This is a genomic window from Rhodospirillales bacterium (assembly GCA_014323865.1).
Lineage (GTDB): Bacteria > Pseudomonadota > Alphaproteobacteria > SP197 > SP197 > SP197.
Genome location: JACONG010000003.1, coordinates 1 through 17,574, shown reverse-complemented (window position 1 = coordinate 17,574; position 17,574 = coordinate 1). Strand labels below are relative to the sequence as shown.

13 protein-coding genes and 1 tRNA gene are annotated in these 17,574 nt (G+C 62.1%); all 14 read right to left on the bottom strand.

Features of this window, described 5'->3' with window-relative positions:
• The coding region (tuf, locus tag GDA49_00625; protein MBC6438928.1) for an elongation factor Tu at positions 1 to 1,182 on the bottom strand (1,182 nt) is incomplete at its 3' end.
• 50 nt (positions 1,183 to 1,232) lie between these two features.
• Positions 1,233 to 3,308 (bottom strand): elongation factor G, encoded by a 2,076-nt coding sequence (gene fusA, locus GDA49_00620; protein ID MBC6438927.1) that lies wholly within the window; start codon positions 3,306 to 3,308, stop codon positions 1,233 to 1,235.
• Positions 3,309 to 3,361: 53 nt separating this feature from the next.
• On the bottom strand, positions 3,362 to 3,832 hold the full coding sequence (gene rpsG / locus GDA49_00615; GenBank protein ID MBC6438926.1) for a 30S ribosomal protein S7: 471 nt from the start codon (positions 3,830 to 3,832) through the stop codon (positions 3,362 to 3,364).
• A 12-nt stretch (positions 3,833 to 3,844) separates the two neighbouring features.
• A complete protein-coding gene (gene rpsL / locus GDA49_00610) occupies positions 3,845 to 4,216 on the bottom strand; it encodes a 30S ribosomal protein S12 (protein ID MBC6438925.1) in 372 nt (123 codons plus the stop codon).
• Between the two features lie 256 nt (positions 4,217 to 4,472).
• Positions 4,473 to 8,663 (bottom strand): DNA-directed RNA polymerase subunit beta', encoded by a 4,191-nt coding sequence (gene rpoC / locus GDA49_00605; GenBank protein MBC6438924.1) that lies wholly within the window; start codon positions 8,661 to 8,663, stop codon positions 4,473 to 4,475.
• Between the two features lie 58 nt (positions 8,664 to 8,721).
• Entirely contained in the window at positions 8,722 to 12,849 is a 4,128-nt protein-coding gene (rpoB, locus tag GDA49_00600) for a DNA-directed RNA polymerase subunit beta (protein MBC6438923.1), read from the bottom strand.
• Between the two features lie 216 nt (positions 12,850 to 13,065).
• Positions 13,066 to 13,449 (bottom strand): 50S ribosomal protein L7/L12, encoded by a 384-nt coding sequence (gene rplL, locus GDA49_00595; GenBank protein ID MBC6438922.1) that lies wholly within the window; start codon positions 13,447 to 13,449, stop codon positions 13,066 to 13,068.
• 51 nt (positions 13,450 to 13,500) lie between these two features.
• Complete coding sequence (gene rplJ / locus GDA49_00590; GenBank protein ID MBC6438921.1) at positions 13,501 to 14,022, bottom strand: 50S ribosomal protein L10; 522 nt, start codon at positions 14,020 to 14,022, stop codon at positions 13,501 to 13,503.
• A 270-nt stretch (positions 14,023 to 14,292) separates the two neighbouring features.
• Positions 14,293 to 14,991: a 50S ribosomal protein L1 gene (rplA, locus tag GDA49_00585; protein MBC6438920.1), complete on the bottom strand. Its 699-nt coding sequence runs from the start codon at positions 14,989 to 14,991 to the stop codon at positions 14,293 to 14,295.
• A gap of 5 nt (positions 14,992 to 14,996) precedes the next feature.
• Positions 14,997 to 15,425 carry a 50S ribosomal protein L11 gene (gene rplK / locus GDA49_00580; GenBank protein MBC6438919.1) on the bottom strand — a complete coding sequence of 143 codons (429 nt, stop codon included), beginning with the start codon at positions 15,423 to 15,425 and terminating at the stop codon, positions 14,997 to 14,999.
• A gap of 66 nt (positions 15,426 to 15,491) precedes the next feature.
• Complete coding sequence (nusG, locus tag GDA49_00575; GenBank protein ID MBC6438918.1) at positions 15,492 to 16,022, bottom strand: transcription termination/antitermination protein NusG; 531 nt, start codon at positions 16,020 to 16,022, stop codon at positions 15,492 to 15,494.
• A 6-nt stretch (positions 16,023 to 16,028) separates the two neighbouring features.
• On the bottom strand, positions 16,029 to 16,229 hold the full coding sequence (gene secE, locus GDA49_00570) for a preprotein translocase subunit SecE (protein MBC6438917.1): 201 nt from the start codon (positions 16,227 to 16,229) through the stop codon (positions 16,029 to 16,031).
• Between the two features lie 65 nt (positions 16,230 to 16,294).
• Positions 16,295 to 16,370 (bottom strand) — tRNA-Trp (locus GDA49_00565).
• 14 nt (positions 16,371 to 16,384) lie between these two features.
• The coding region (tuf, locus tag GDA49_00560; GenBank protein MBC6438916.1) for an elongation factor Tu at positions 16,385 to 17,574 on the bottom strand (1,190 nt) is incomplete at its 5' end.

Below are 17,574 nucleotides of genomic sequence, written 5' to 3'. Positions count from 1 at the left end.
GATTTGTGCGACGACGCCGGCACCGACGGTGCGTCCGCCTTCGCGGATGGCAAAGCGCAGGCCCTCGTCCATCGCGATCGGCGCGATCAGTTCGACGTTCATCGTGATGTTGTCGCCCGGCATCACCATCTCGACGCCGTCCGGCAGCAGCACGTGGCCCGTCACATCCGTCGTACGGAAGTAGAACTGCGGACGATAGTTCGTGAAGAACGGCGTGTGACGACCACCCTCGTCCTTCGTCAGGACATACGTCTCGGCCTTGAACTTCGTGTGCGGCGTGATCGTGGCAGGCTGCGCCAGAACCTGGCCGCGCTCGACCTCCTCACGCTTCGTGCCACGAAGCAGAGCACCAATGTTGTCGCCCGCCTCACCACGGTCAAGCAGCTTGCGGAACATCTCGACGCCCGTGCACACCGTCTTCGTCGTGTCCTTGATGCCCACGATCTCAACCTCGTCGCCCGTCGTGACCACGCCACGCTCAACACGGCCCGTCACAACCGTGCCGCGGCCCGAAATCGAGAACACGTCCTCAATCGGCATCAGGAAAGGACGGTCGATCGCACGCTCAGGCGTCGGGATGTAACTGTCGACCGCGGCCATCAGTTCAAGGATCGTGTTCGCACCGATCTCAGGATCGCGATCCTCCATCGCCGCAAGAGCCGAACCCTTCACAACAGGGATCTCATCGCCCGGAAAGTCGTACGACGACAAAAGCTCGCGAACCTCAAGCTCGACAAGCTCCAGAAGCTCCTCGTCGTCAACCTGGTCGACCTTGTTCATGTAAACAACAATCGCAGGAACCCCAACCTGGCGCGCCAGAAGAATGTGCTCACGCGTCTGCGGCATCGGGCCATCGGCGGCGTTAACAACAAGGATCGCCCCGTCCATCTGCGCAGCACCCGTGATCATGTTCTTCACGTAGTCCGCATGGCCAGGGCAATCAACGTGCGCGTAGTGCCGACCCTCGGTCTCGTACTCCACGTGCGCCGTGTTGATCGTGATACCACGCTCCTTCTCCTCAGGAGCCTTGTCGATCGACGCGTAGTCCGTGAACGTCGCGCCGCCCGTCGTCGCGAGAACCTTCGTAATCGCCGCCGTCAGCGTCGTCTTGCCGTGGTCAACATGGCCAATCGTGCCAATGTTCGCATGCGGCTTCCTACGCTCAAACTTCTCCTTCGACATCGCTTTACCCGCCGGTTCTGTGGTTGTCTGGTCTGGTTCGTTGCGACTGCTCAGGCAAGGCTCGCCTTGAGCTCTTCCGAGATCATCTGCGGAACGGGCTCGTAGCAGTCGAAATGCATGCTGTAGGTCGCACGGCCCTGGCTCATCGAGCGCAGGTCGTTGACGTAACCGAACATCGAGCCAAGCGGCACCTTGGCATTGACCACCTGCGCGTTGCCGCGCGGCTCCATGCCCTGGATCTGGCCGCGGCGGCTGTTCAGGTCGCCGATCACGTCGCCCATGTACTCCTCGGGGGTCACGACCTCGACCTTCATCACCGGCTCAAGGAGCAGGGGTCCGGCCTTGGCGATGCCCTCGCGGAACGCGGAACGCGCGGCGATATCGAAGGCCATCGCGCTCGAGTCAACGTCGTGGTAAGCGCCATCGTACAGCGTGGCCTTGAAGTCGATCAGCGGGAAACCGGCGATCACACCGGTCTCCGAAGCGCTCTTGATGCCCGCCTCGACAGCCGGGATGTATTCCTTCGGCACGTTGCCGCCGGTCACCGTGTTCTCGAACTCGAAGCCGATGCCCGGCTCCAACGGCTCGAACACGATCTTCACCCGCGCGAACTGACCGGAACCGCCGGTCTGCTTCTTGTGGGTGTAGTCGCAATCGTAGGTCTTCGTGATCGTCTCACGGTAGGCGACCTGCGGCGCGCCAACATTGGCCTCGACGCCAAACTCGCGCTTCATGCGGTCGACAATGATGTCGAGATGAAGCTCGCCCATGCCCTTGATCACGGTCTGACCGGACTCGTGGTCGGTCGTGACGCGGAACGAGGGATCTTCCTCGGCCAAGCGGCCCAGGGCAACGCCCATCTTGTCGTGGTCGGCCTTCGTCCTGGGCTCCACCGCGACCTCAATAACAGGACTCGGGAACTCCATGCGCTCCAGGATGATCGGCTTCTGCGTATCCGACAAGGTGTCGCCGGTCGTCGTCGACTTCAGGCCCGCGATCGCGACGATGTCGCCGGCATAGGCCTCCTGGATGTCCTCACGGCTGTTGGCATGCATCAGAAGCATGCGGCCAACGCGCTGACGCGAGTCCTTCACCGTGTTGAGCAGCTGATCGCCCGACTTCAGAACACCCGAATAGATACGCGCAAATGTCAGCGTACCGACGTACTTGTCGGCCATGACCTTGAAGGCCAGCGCCGAGAACGGCTCGCTGTCGCTGCTCTTGCGCGCCTCTTCTTCCTCGCTCCTAGTATTGATGCCCGTGATGGCCGGAACGTCGACCGGGGACGGCAGGAAATCGACCACAGCGTCGAGCAGCGGCTGCACACCCTTATTCTTGAAGGCCGTGCCCAGAAGAACCGGCACAAAGGCGTGGCTCAGCGTTCCCTTGCGGATGCAGTCGCGCAGAGTGTCCCCATCAGGCTCGTTGCCCTCGAGGTAGGCCTCCATGGCATCGTCGTTCTGTTCGACGGCCACCTCGACCAGCTTCATGTGGTATTCGTCGGCCCGATCCTGCAGCATGGCGGGAATGTCGATCTCGTCGAACTTCGCGCCCAGACTGTCGTCGCGCCAGACTATGGCCTTCATCTTCACCAAGTCGACAACGCCCTGAAAATCAGCTTCCGCACCAACAGGAAGCTGGAGAACCGCAGCGGTCACCCCGAAGCGGTCCTCGATCATATCGACACAGCGGAAGAAATCGGCACCGACGCGGTCCATCTTGTTGACGAAGCACATGCGCGGAACACCGTATTTGTCGGCCTGGCGCCAGACGGTTTCCGACTGCGGCTCAACGCCCGATACCGCATCGAACACGGCGACGGCACCATCGAGCACACGCAGGCTACGCTCGACCTCAATGGTGAAGTCAACGTGGCCTGGCGTGTCGATGATGTTCACACGATGGTCGCGCCAGTTCGCCGTGGTGGCGGCCGATGTGATGGTGATGCCGCGCTCCTGCTCCTGCTCCATCCAGTCCATGGTGGCCGTACCTTCATGGACCTCTCCGATCTTATGGGATCGGCCCGTGTAATACAGGATGCGTTCGGTCGTCGTGGTCTTACCAGCATCAATGTGGGCCATGATGCCGATGTTGCGATAACGCTCAATCGGGTGCGTACGTGCCATGATCCGCTCGTCCTAGGGGCCTCAGGGGACCCCGGGTTACCAGCGCGAGAGACTTACCAGCGATAGTGGGAGAACGCCTTGTTGGCGTCTGCCATCCTGTGTGTGTCCTCGCGTTTTTTCACGGCGGCACCACGCTGGTGCACCGCATCCATGAGTTCGCCTGAAAGGCGGTCCACCATGGTGGTCTCCGACCGCGTGCGTGCGGCCGAGATCAGCCACCGGATCGCCAGCGCCTGCTGACGATCTGTCCGCACCTCCACGGGAACCTGATAGGTGGCGCCGCCGACACGGCGAGAGCGCACCTCGACCGCGGGCTTCACGTTGCCCAGGGCCTGATGGAACAGCCCGACCGGATCCTGACCCGTCTTGTCACGGATACGATCGAGCGCGTTGTACACGATACCCTCGGCGACGGCCTTCTTGCCGTCGTACATCAGGCTGTTGATGAACTTGGTCAGAACTGTGTCGCCATGCAGGGCGTCGGGCAGAACCTCGCGTTTTTCGGCAGCGCGGCGGCGTGACATCGTCCTCGTCCCTTACTTCGGTCGCTTGGCACCGTACTTCGAACGGCCCTGGCGACGGTTGGAGACGCCCTGGATGTCGAGCGTGCCGCGAACAACGTGATAGCGCACACCAGGCAAGTCCTTCACACGACCGCCACGGATCATGACCACAGAATGTTCCTGCAGATTGTGACCCTCACCGGGTATATAGCTTGTCACTTCAAAGCCGTTGGTCAGACGCACGCGGGCCACCTTACGAAGCGCAGAGTTCGGCTTCTTCGGAGTGATCGTATAGACGCGCGTACAAACGCCACGCTTCTGCGGGCAAGCCTCCAAGGCGGGCACCTTGTTGCGCGCGCGGCGCGGCTTTCGCGGTTTTCGGATAAGCTGGTTAACAGTCGGCATACAACGGGTCTCACCTGACATGACACGGCGCTAACGTCTCAACCAAGTGATCTCCGGGTGGGAGGTGCCCCAGGTTGAACGTTTCGCGTTTGTTTAATTTTTTCCAGCAGACCTGACGGCAAACGAACCGGCTCAGTTCAGCACAACAGGACTATAGTCAGCATCTCTATGGAGTTCAACACCGGAAACCACAAAAATGGCGATTTCCTCGGGGGCCCGCGGCGGTTCGGTTCCGTCACGGACCCCCGAAGGAAAATCAGGCGATCTGAGCCTCGTCCTGGACGGCCTGAGGCAGCAAATCGACGGCGGCCTCGTCCTCGGCCACATCGATCGGCATGACGCCCTCAAGGCCCTCGATCTTGCGCAGGCGCTGGACCACACGGCCCGTGCCCGCCGGGATCAGGCGACCGACGATGACGTTCTCCTTCAGGCCCATGAGATCGTCCATCTTGCCAGCCACCGAGGCTTCGGTGAGGACACGGGTCGTCTCCTGGAACGACGCAGCCGAGATGAACGACTGGGTCTGCAGGCTCGCCTTGGTGATGCCCTGCAGAACCGGGATCGAGGTGGCGGGCTCGCGCCCCTCCTCGACCGTCTGGTCGTTGACCGCGTCGAACTCACGGCGGTCGACCTGCTCGCCCACCAGGAATGTGGTGTCACCGGGCTTGTCTATCTCGACCTTCTGCAGCATCTGCCGGCAGATGACCTCAATGTGCTTGTCGTTGATGCGCACGCCCTGCAGCCGGTAGACGCTCTGAATCTCGTCGACAAGGTAGTTGGCGAGCGCCTCGACGCCCATGACACGCAGGATGTCGTGGGACACCGGGCTGCCGTCGATCAGCGGGTCGCCGCGACGGACATAGTCGCCGTCGTTGACCGCGATGTGCTTGCCCTTGGGCAGCAGGTACTCCTGCTGCTCACCGTCACCGTCGGGCTTCACGATCACACGGCGCTTGTTCTTGTAATCCTTGCCAAACTCCACGATGCCGTCAATCTCCGCGATGATCTGGTGATCCTTGGGCTTGCGCGCCTCGAACAGCTCAGCGACACGCGGCAGACCGCCGGTGATGTCGCTGTTCGTCACCGAGTCACGCGGGATACGCGCTATGACGTCGCCAGGGTTCACCTCGTGGCCGTTCTCGACCGAAAGCACCGCATCCACGCTGAGCTCGAAGACCGAACCGGGCTCGCCGTCCTCGGGCTTCGTGTCGGCATCGAAGATCGCGATGCGCGGCCGCAGGCCCGCACCGCGGGGCTGCTGACGCCAGTCGATGACCACCTGGTTCGACATACCGCTCGTCTCGTCGGTGATCTCGCGCAGCGAGAGACCTTCGAGGAGATCGAGATAAGCAACCTGACCCGTACGGTCTGCGATGACCGGCAGATTATACGGATCCCAACGCACCAGGGTGTCGCCGCGTCCCACCGCCTGGCCATCGGTGACCAACAGGCGGGCACCGTACGGCAGGCGGTAACGAGCACGCTCCTTCCCGGCGGCGTCGACGATCAGCACCTCACAGTTGCGCGCGAGCACGATGGTGTTGCCATCGCTGTCGTCCACGACCTGCGGGTTGACGATCTTCACCGTGCCTTCGGCCGGCGTGTCGATCGACGACGAGTCGGCCCCGCGCTGGGCGGTACCACCTATGTGGAACGTCCGCATGGTGAGCTGCGTGCCCGGCTCGCCGATCGACTGGGCGGCGATGACGCCGACCGCCTCACCCATGTTGACCGTCGTGCCACGCGCGAGGTCACGGCCGTAGCAACGTCCGCACACGCCGATCTCGCTCTCGCAGGTCAGCACCGAACGGATCCGCATGCGCTCCACGCCGGAGTTCGCGATGAGCTCCATGTGGCGCTCTTCGATCATGGTGTCGGCCTCAATGAGCACCTCATCGGTCACCGGGTGGACCATGTCGTCGAGCAGGTAGCGGCCTAGCACGCGCTCGGCCAGCGAGACGATCTCCTCGGAACCCTGCACCACGGCCTCGACGAGAATACCCTCTTCAGTGCCGCAGTCCTCATCCATGATGACGCAATCCTGAGCGACATCGACCAAGCGGCGGGTCAGGTAACCGGAATTCGCCGTCTTCAGCGCGGTGTCGGCCAGACCCTTGCGTGCGCCGTGGGTCGAGTTGAAGTACTCGCCTACCGAGAGGCCTTCCTTGAAGTTCGAGATGATCGGCGTTTCGATGATCTCGCCCGAAGGCTTGGCCATCAGGCCGCGCATGCCGGCGAGCTGCTTGATCTGCGCGGGCGAGCCACGCGCGCCGGAATGCGCCATCATGTAGATGGCGTTCAGACGCTTGCGGCGACCGGTCTCGTCGTCGATCTCATCAGTGCTCGACAGGCCGGTCATCAGCGCATCGGCCACCCTGTCGGTACATTGCGACCAAGCGTCGATGAGCTTGTTGTACTTCTCGCCCTGGGTGATGACGCCGTCCATGTACTGCTTCTCGTACTCGAGCACGCATTCCTGCGTCTCGCGAACAAGCTCTTCCTTGGCGGCCGGGATAACCATGTCGTCCTTACCAAAGGAAATTCCGGCATTGCATGCGTGGCGGAAGCCCAGCGCCATGACGCGGTCGCAGAACAGCACGGTCTCCTTCTGACCGCAGTGGCGGTAGACCGCATCAATCACCTCGGAGATCTCACGCTTGGTGAGCACCCGATTGATGATATCGAAGGGCAGCGCCGGATGCCTCGGCAGAAGCTGCGAGAGCATCATGCGTCCCGGCGTCGCATCCACGACCCAGGAGTTCAACTCACCCTCTTCGTCGACGCCGTGGTAGCGGCAGCGGATCTTGGCATGCATCGAGAGCACACCGGCGTGTAGCGCGTGCTCGATCTCGCCCACGCCGCGGAACACCATGCCTTCGCCCGGCTCGCCCTCAATCTCGAGCGAGATGTCGTAGAGGCCCAGAACGATATCCTGCGACGGCACGATGATTGGTTTGCCGTTAGCCGGGCTGAGGATGTTGTTGGTCGACATCATCAGCACGCGCGCCTCGAGCTGGCTCTCGATCGACAGCGGCACGTGAACCGCCATCTGGTCACCGTCGAAGTCCGCGTTGAACGCCGCGCAGACCAGCGGATGAAGCTGAATCGCCTTGCCCTCGATCAGGGTCGGCTCGAACGCCTGGATACCCAGGCGATGCAACGTCGGTGCGCGGTTCAGCAGCACCGGATGTTCGCGGATGACCTCTTCGAGGATATCCCAGACCTCCGGACGCTCCTTCTCGACCAGGCGCTTGGCCGCCTTGATGGTCGGCGCCTTGCCATACATTTCGAGCTTCGAATAGATGAACGGCTTGAAGAGCTCGAGCGCCATCTTCTTCGGCAGGCCGCACTGGTGCAGCTTGAGCTCTGGGCCGACCACGATGACCGAACGGCCCGAGTAGTCGACACGCTTGCCGAGCAGGTTCTGACGGAAGCGGCCCTGCTTGCCCTTCAGCATGTCGCTGAGCGAGCGCAGCGGACGCTTGTTGGCACCCGTGATCACGCGGCCGCGGCGACCGTTGTCGAACAGCGCATCGACCGACTCCTGCAGCATGCGCTTCTCGTTGCGCACGATGATGTCGGGCGCACGAAGCTCAATCAGGCGCTTCAGGCGGTTGTTGCGGTTGATGACGCGGCGATAGAGGTCGTTCAGATCCGAGGTCGCGAAACGACCGCCGTCGAGCGGCACCAGCGGACGCAGCTCCGGCGGGATGACCGGGATCACCTCAAGGATCATCCACTCCGGACGGTTGCCGGAATCGATGAAGGTCTCGATCAGCTTCAGGCGCTTGACGATCTTCTTGCGCTTGGCTTCCGAGTTGGTCTCGGCCAACTCCTCGCGCAGGAACTCGCGCTCGCCCTTGAGGTCGATCTTCGCGAGCATGTCGCGCACGGCCTCGGCACCGATACCAGCGGTGAACGCGTCATCGCCATACTCGTCGCGGGCCTCGTAGTAGGCCTCCTCGGTAAGGGTCTGGTTCTCCTCAAGTGGCGTGAGGCCCGGATCAATCACGATGTACTGCTCGAAGTAGAGCACACGCTCCAGCTCCTTGAGCGTCATGTCGAGCAGCAGGCCGATACGGCTCGGCAGCGACTTCAGGAACCAGATGTGGGCGACCGGCGCGGCGAGCTCGATGTGGCCCATGCGCTCGCGGCGCACGGACGACTTAATCACCTCAACGCCGCACTTCTCACACACGATGCCCTTGAACTTCATGCGCTTGTACTTGCCGCACAGGCACTCGTAATCCTTGATCGGGCCAAAAATGCGGGCGCAGAACAGACCGTCCCGCTCCGGCTTGAAGGTGCGGTAGTTGATCGTCTCCGGCTTCTTGACCTCGCCGTACGACCACGACCGGATATTCTCCGGGCTGGCGATCGAGATCTTGATGTGGTCGAAGCTCTGCGGGCCTGTGACCTGGCCGAAGATGCGCATCAACTCGTTCATGCCGTTTCTCCTCTATCCTTCAAAGCGTTGTCGTTCGAACTCGTAACGTCGATGGAACTCAACTGACCTGTTCCAGTTCGACGTTGAGTCCAAGCGCCTGCATTTCCTTGACGAGAACGTTGAAGCTCTCGGGAATGCCCGCCTCGAAGTGGTGATCGCCCTTGACGATCGATTCATAGACACGGGTTCGCCCGGCGACGTCGTCGGACTTGACCGTAAGCATTTCCTGCAGCGTGTAGGCCGCGCCATAAGCCTGGAGCGCCCACACCTCCATCTCGCCGAAGCGCTGGCCGCCGAACTGAGCCTTGCCACCCAGAGGCTGCTGGGTGACCAGACTGTAGGGGCCGATGGACCGTGCATGGATCTTGTCGTCGACAAGATGGTGCAGCTTAAGGACATAGAGGTAGCCCACTGTGACCGGACGGGCGAAAGGCTCGCCAGTACGGCCGTCGATCAGGATCTCCTGGCCAGTCCGCGAGAGACCCGCCAGCTCCAGGAGCTCGGCGATGTCATGCTCGTGCGCACCGTCGAACACCGGCGTTGCCACCGGCACCCCGCCGCGCAGGTCGCTTGCGACCTCCAGCAGATCTGCGTCGTCCATGCTCTTGATGGCGTTGTCCTTGTCGGAGTGCCCATAGGTCGTCGTCAGCAGCTTGCGCAGATCGCCGACGCTCGACGGCTTGCCGCCGTCGATCGCCATGCCGCTCTGGATGCTGTCCAGAATGCGGCCGACTTTCTTACCGATGCCCGACGACGCCCAACCCAGATGGGTCTCCAAGATCTGACCGACGTTCATGCGGCTCGGCACACCGAGCGGATTGAGCACGACGTCAACCGGCTGGCCATCCTCCAGATAAGGCATGTCCTCAACCGGAACGATGCGGCTGATAACACCCTTGTTACCATGGCGGCCGGCCATCTTGTCGCCCGCCTGAAGCTTGCGCTTCACGGCGACGAAGACCTTGACCATCTTGAGCACGCCCGGGGGCAGCTCGTCGCCGGTCTGCAGCTTCTCGACCTTGTTCTCGAAGCGGCGCTCGATCTTGGCCGTGGCGCTGTCGAACTGGCCCTTGAGCTCCTCGACCGCGGCCATGACCTTGTCGTCGTCGACCACGATCTGCCACCACTGGCCACGCGAGAGCGGCTCGAGCATTTCGTCGTCGACCTTGCCACCGACCTTCATGCCCTTCGGACCCTTCACGGTCTTCTTCCCGTCGATCAGGCCGCGCAGGCTGGAGTAGATGTTGCGATCAATGATCGCACGCTGGTCGTCGCGATCCTTGGCGAGCCGCTCGATCTCCTCACGCTCAATCGCCAACGCACGCTCGTCTTTGTCGACACCACGGCGTGAGAACACACGCACCTCGACGATCGTGCCCTGCACACCCGGCGGGACACGAAGCGAGGTATCGCGCACATCCGAGGCCTTCTCGCCGAAGATGGCGCGGAGCAGCTTCTCCTCCGGTGTCATCGGGCTCTCGCCCTTCGGCGTGATCTTGCCGACCAGGATATCGCCGGCCTCGACCTCGGCACCGATGTAGACGATGCCCGCCTCATCGAGGTTCTTGAGTGCCTCTTCACCGACATTCGGGATATCGCGCGTGATCTCCTCCTGGCCCAGCTTGGTGTCGCGAGCCATGACCTCGAACTCCTCAATGTGGATCGAGGTGAACACATCGTCCTTCACGATACGCTCGGAGATCAGGATCGAGTCTTCGAAGTTATAGCCGTTCCAAGGCATGAACGCGCACAGCACGTTGCGGCCCAGCGCCAGCTCACCACGATCGGTCGACGGACCGTCACCCAAGATATCGCCCCGGGCGACCTTCTGGCCGACGTTCACCAGCGGACGCTGCGTGATGCAGGTGCTCTGGTTGGAACGTTGGAACTTGGCGAGCGTGTAGATGTCCACGCCCAGCGAGTCCTTGGCCTCGGCGTCATTCACACGCACGACGATACGTTCAGCATCGACTTGGTCGACCGTGCCGCCGCGGCAGGCAACGATGGTCGAGCCGGAGTCGCGCGCAACAACCGCCTCCATGCCTGTGCCGACCAACGGCGCCTCGGCGCGGATCAGTGGTACGGCCTGACGCTGCATGTTCGAGCCCATGAGCGCGCGGTTGGCGTCGTCGTTCTCGAGGAACGGGATGAGTGCTGCAGCGACCGAGACGAGCTGCTTGGGCGATACGTCGATCATGTCGACCGCCTCGCGCTGGGCCATGATGAACTCACCGTTCTGGCGGCACGAGATCAGGCCCTCAATGAACTGACCGTCCTTGTCGAGCGGCGCGTTCGCCTGGGCGATCGTGTAACGGCCCTCCTGCATCGCGGTCATATAGTCGACGTTGCCGGTCACCTTGCCGTCCTCAACGCGGCGGTACGGGCTCTCGATGAAGCCGTACTTGTTGACCCGCGCGAAGGTCGCAAGGCTGTTGATCAATCCGATGTTCGGGCCTTCCGGCGTCTCGATCGGGCAGATGCGGCCGTAATGCGTCGGATGCACGTCGCGCACCTCGAAGCCGGCACGTTCACGTGTCAGGCCGCCCGGGCCAAGCGCCGACAGGCGCCGCTTGTGAGTGACCTCAGAGAGCGGATTGGTCTGGTCCATGAACTGCGAGAGCTGCGACGAGCCGAAGAACTCGGATACCGCGGCAGCCGCGGGCTTCGCGTTGATCAGATCGTGCGGCATGACGCTGTCGAGCTCGACCTGACTCATGCGCTCGCGGATCGCCCGCTCCATGCGCAGGAGGCCCATACGATACTGGTTCTCGAGCAGCTCGCCGACCGACCGCACACGGCGGTTGCCGAGGTGATCGATATCGTCGATGTCGTCCCTGCCGTCCTTGAGCTCGACCAGGGTCTTCAGGCACTCCAGGATGTCGTCGTGCGTCAGCACGTGGAGCGCCTCGTCGTGGTCAAGGCCCAGACGTGCGTTCATCTTCACGCGGCCGACGGCCGAGAGATCGTAACGCTCGGCGTCGAAGAAGAGCCCCTTGAAGAGAGTCTCGGCGGTCTCGATTGTCGGCGGCTCGCCGGGGCGCATGACGCGGTAGATCTCGCACAGAGCCTCAAATCTCGGATCTTCGTGGTTCGAGCTCTTGTCGACCGCCAGCGTGTTGCGAATGTAAGGCCCGACGTTGACGTGGTCGATGTCGAGCGTGGGCAGCTTGTCGATGCTGGCCTCGGCCAGCTTCGCCAGCAGATCCTCGTCGATCTCGTCGCCTGCTTCGGCGATGACCAGGCCGGTTTCCACGTCGATGAAGTCGTCAGCCATATAACGACCAAACAGGACGTCGTCCTGTACGAGCTCCTCTTCGAGCCCGGCCTCTTCCAACTTGCGCAACTGCAGGCGGGTCAGCTTGGTGCCGGCCTTGGCAGCAACCTTACCGTCCTTGGCGTTGATCAGGTCGCTGGCAAGCTTGGTGCCGAGCGCCCGGCTCGTGTCGAACGGCACGCGCCAGCCGCCGTCGGCCTTCGTGTAGACGACGTTGTCGTAGAACTTCTTGAGGATCTCATCGGTCGACAGGCCGAGCGCATACAACATCGTCGTCGCTGGCAGCTTGCGGCGACGGTCAATACGGACGTGCACGATGTCCTTGGCATCGAACTCGAAGTCGAGCCACGAGCCGCGATAGGGGATCACGCGGGCGGCGAACAGGAACTTGCCCGACGAGTGGGTCTTGCCCTTGTCGTGATCGAAGAAAACGCCTGGCGAGCGGTGCATCTGCGAGACGATCACACGCTCGGTGCCGTTCACGATGAACGTGCCCTTGTCAGTCATGAGCGGCATATCGCCCATGTAGACGTCCTGCTCCTTGATGTCGCGGACATCGCGCTTCTTGATCTCCTCGTCGACGTCGAAAATCCAGAGCTGCAGCGTCACCTTTAGCGGCACTGCATAGGTCATGCCGCGCTGCTGGCACTCGTCAACGTCGTACTTCGGCTCCTCGAACTGATAGCGCACGAAATGAAGTTCGGCGCGGTCCGAGAAGTCGCGGATCGGGAAAACGGACTTGAAGACCCCCTGCAGGCCCTCTTCGCCGCGGTCGGCTTCGATGATGCCGTGCTGAAGGAACTGATCGTAGGACGCGCGCTGCACGTCGATCAGGTTGGGCATCGCAATCACCGGAGTGATGCGACCGAAATCGCGGCGCCTCTCAAATCGTCCGTTCATGTCCTGGGCCATGCCACCACCTTCTCTGTCTTCGTATACAGCCCCGTGCGTCTGCCCGGGGCTGCAGCCTGCCGCGCTGCCGCGGGGCGCGGAAACGCGCCTGAAACTCTACCGACACCAATGGCGCCGCCGCTGACACCCGACTTGACGTCCGGCATCAGCGACTGCGCCCTTAACTTCCATGCGTCATACCGCCGTGCCTCGGAAGGGCGCAGCGGAGACAGCACGTTACTTGACCTCCACGGTCGCGCCGGCTTCCTGAAGTTTCTTCTTGATTTCCTCGGCTTCGTCCTTGTTGACGCCTTCCTTGACGGGCTTGGGGGCGCCTTCGACCAGCTCCTTGGCCTCCTTCAGGCCAAGACCGGTGATGCCGCGTACCTCCTTGATGACGTTGATCTTCTTGTCGCCAAAGCCAGCGAGGATGACGTCGAACTCGGTCTTCTCTTCTTCGGCTCCGCCGACATCACCGCCAGCAGCACCCGGGGCAGCGGCAACCGCGACAGGTGCGGCGGCGCTGACGCCCCACTTCTCCTCAAGCATCTTCGAGAGCTCAGCGGCCTCAATGACGGTCAGCGAGGAGAGTTCATCAACCAGTTTCTCGAGATCAGCCATAATTCGTTAACTCCAGAGTCGTTAGGTTTCGTGTTTCGTGTCTGAACCGGATCAGTTGTTCTCGGCGCACGACACGGCATAGGCCGAGAAGACACGTGCGAGCTGACCTGCGGGAGCCTGAAGGACGCCGGCAACCTTCGTCGCCGGGGTCTGGATCATGCCCAGGATCTTGGCCCTCAGTTCGTCGAGCGACGGCAGAGAGGCAAGCTGCTTGACACCATCGGCATCCAGCACCGTGTCGCCCATGGCACCCCCGAGTACGACAAGCTTTTCGTTCTTCTTGGCGTAATCGATCGTGGCCTTGGCGGCGGCAACCGGATCATCCGAGGTAGCGACCGCGGTCGGCCCCGTGAAGAGGTCTCGCAATCCCTCGTAGGGAGTTCCATCAAGCGCACGCAGCGCCAAACGGTTCTTTGTTACCTTGAAGTTCGCGCCCACGTCGCGCATCGCACGGCGCAGAGCGGTCGCCTCGGCAACGGTGAGACCGTTATGATGCGTCACGACTACAATGCCCGCGTCGCTAAACGCGCCATGCAGGACGTCGACGATCTCTTCCTTCCTGGACCGTTCCACGGATGTCCTCCGTCAAATCGGAACGATGGGGACCATCCCCAAAGATCCGGTTCAGCACTTGTCCGGCCCATCATGGTCCGGACGATAAAACCCTGCCCCGGAAGACCGGCCCTCCCCTTCGGCACGAAGCCTCAGGGGTCAAGCTCTCCTCCCGTCTCATGCCGGCGGTGGTGTCCCTTAGGTCCCGCAAGACACCGGCAATCTCGGACAGTGGGGTGCGATGCGCCGAAACACACCGCCGGCCGGCCGAAACCGACCGCTTGCAGCCGCCTAAGCGGCCACGAAGCTCTGCGTATCGACACGAACGCCCGGCCCCATGGTAGAGCTCAGTGTTGCGCGCTTCATGTAGGTTCCTTTCACCGCGGACGGCTTGGCCTTGACCACCGCATCGACCAGCGCACGCACGTTCTCGGCGATCTGGTCTTCGCTAAAGCTCGACTTGCCGACGCCGGCATGAATGATGCCCGCCTTCTCGACGCGATATTCGACCTGGCCGGCCTTGGCGGCGTTCACGGCACCGGCCACGTCGGGCGTCACCGTGCCGAGTTTCGGGTTCGGCATCAGGCCTCGCGGGCCGAGGATCTTACCGAGACGGCCAACCACCGGCATCATGTCCGGCGTAGCGATGCAGCGGTCGAACTCAATCTCACCCTTCTGGATCTGATCGGCGAGTTCATCGGCGCCGACGAGATCGGCACCAGCATCGCGAGCCTCATCGGCCTTGGCGTCCTTGGCGAACACCGCGACGCGAACCGAACGGCCCGTGCCGTGCGGAAGGCTAACGACGCCGCGCACCATTTGGTCGGCGTGACGCGGATCAACGTTCAGGTTGAGCACAATCTCAACGGTCTCGTCGAACTTCGCGGTCGCACGCTCCTTGACCGCCGAAACAGCCTCGTCAAGCGGGTAATCCTTCTCGCGGTCGATCGCCTCGTAGGCGTTGGTCAGGCGCTTTCCGGTCTTGGCCATGGTCTTTACTCCGTTACCTCGACGCCCATTGAGCGCGCTGTTCCGGCGATGATCTTCGATGCGGCATCGATATCGTTGGCATTCAGATCGGGCATCTTGCTCTCGGCGATCTCAAAGACCTGTTTCATGCTGATCGAGCCAGCGACGTCTCGGCCCGGGGTCGATCCGCCCTTCTGCAGATTTGCGGCCTTCCGGATGAACCAGGCGGCAGGCGGCGTCTTGGTCTCGAAGGTGAATGTGCGATCCGCATAGGCCGTGATCACGGTCGGGATCGGCGTGCCTTGGTCGAAGTTCTGGGTCGAGGCGTTGAACGCCTTGCAGAACTCCATGATGTTGAGGCCACGCTGACCAAGCGCAGGCCCGATCGGCGGCGAAGGATTCGCTGCGCCCGCGGGCACTGTCAGCTTTATGTATCCAGCAATCTTCTTTGCCATCTCTCGATGTCCTTGTTGGGACCCCGTCGCCTTGCCAGCGCCGCAATCCGATCTCTAACTCTCAACTCAAGTCTTCTCGACCTGGGTGTACTCAAGCTCGACCGGCGTGGCGCGACCGAAGATTGACACCGCCACCTTCAGGCGGGCGCGTTCGTCGTCGACTTCCTGGACCGTGCCGTTGAACGACGTGAACGGCCCGTCGGCCACCCGCACAGTCTCGCCGATCTCGAAGGTAATCGACGGCCTGGGCCGCTCCACACCCTCCTGCACCTGGCTCATCACGCGTTCGGCCTCGTAGTCGGGGATCGGCATGGGCTTGTCGCCCGAACCGAGGAACCCAGTGACCTTCGGCGTGTTGCGGACCAGATGCCAAGTCTGGTTCGTCATCTCCATCCTCACCAGCACATAGCCGGGGAAGAACTTGCGCTCCGACGACACCTTCTTGCCGGCTCGCATCTCGACGACCTCTTCGGACGGCACGAGCACGTTCTCGAACATGTCGCCCATACCCTGGTTCTCTGCCTGCTCCATGACCGACTGCGCTACCTTCTTCTCGAAGCCGGAGTAGCAGTGAACGATGTACCAACGTTGCGCCATGTGCGCTTATCCGCCAAATCCGAGAATAAACTGAATGCCGAACGAGAAAATCTGGTCGACGATCCATAAGAAGATCGCCACCAGAACAATCATCGCGAACACCGTGAGCGCCGTGACCCCGGCTTCCTTCGGCGTCGGCCAGGTAACCTTCTTGATCGCCTCAAGGCGGACCTGCCGGACGTATTCTGCGGGCGATGACTTCGCCATAACAGCCTCAATGCCTCGTTCGGGTCGGCGGGGCACGGAGCCCCGCTTTCGACCTCAATTCAAAATGGCAGGAGTGGCAGGACTCGAACCCGCAGCCCCCGGTTTTGGAGACCGGTGCTCTACCAGTTGAGCTACACTCCTATTGAATCCCCCTCCTACTCGATGATTTGTGCGACGACGCCGGCACCGACGGTGCGTCCGCCTTCGCGGATGGCAAAGCGCAGGCCCTCGTCCATCGCGATCGGCGCGATCAGTTCGACGTTCATCGTGATGTTGTCGCCCGGCATCACCATCTCGACGCCGTCCGGCAGCAGCACGTGGCCCGTCACATCCGTCGTACGGAAGTAGAACTGCGGACGATAGTTCGTGAAGAACGGCGTGTGACGACCACCCTCGTCCTTCGTCAGGACATACGTCTCGGCCTTGAACTTCGTGTGCGGCGTGATCGTGGCAGGCTGCGCCAGAACCTGGCCGCGCTCGACCTCCTCACGCTTCGTGCCACGAAGCAGAGCACCAATGTTGTCGCCCGCCTCACCACGGTCAAGCAGCTTGCGGAACATCTCGACGCCCGTGCACACCGTCTTCGTCGTGTCCTTGATGCCCACGATCTCAACCTCGTCGCCCGTCGTGACCACGCCACGCTCAACACGGCCCGTCACAACCGTGCCGCGGCCCGAAATCGAGAACACGTCCTCAATCGGCATCAGGAAAGGACGGTCGATCGCACGCTCAGGCGTCGGGATGTAACTGTCGACCGCGGCCATCAGTTCAAGGATCGTGTTCGCACCGATCTCAGGATCGCGATCCTCCATCGCCGCAAGAGCCGAACCCTTCACAACAGGGATCTCATCGCCCGGAAAGTCGTACGACGACAAAAGCTCGCGAACCTCAAGCTCGACAAGCTCCAGAAGCTCCTCGTCGTCAACCTGGTCGACCTTGTTCATGTAAACAACAATCGCAGGAACCCCAACCTGGCGCGCCAGAAGAATGTGCTCACGCGTCTGCGGCATCGGGCCATCGGCGGCGTTAACAACAAGGATCGCCCCGTCCATCTGCGCAGCACCCGTGATCATGTTCTTCACGTAGTCCGCATGGCCAGGGCAATCAACGTGCGCGTAGTGCCGACCCTCGGTCTCGTACTCCACGTGCGCCGTGTTGATCGTGATACCACGCTCCTTCTCCTCAGGAGCCTTGTCGATCGACGCGTAGTCCGTGAACGTCGCGCCGCCCGTCGTCGCGAGAACCTTCGTAATCGCCGCCGTCAGCGTCGTCTTGCCGTGGTCAACATGGCCAATCGTGCCAATGTTCGCATGCGGCTTCCTACGCTCAAACTTCTCCTTCGACA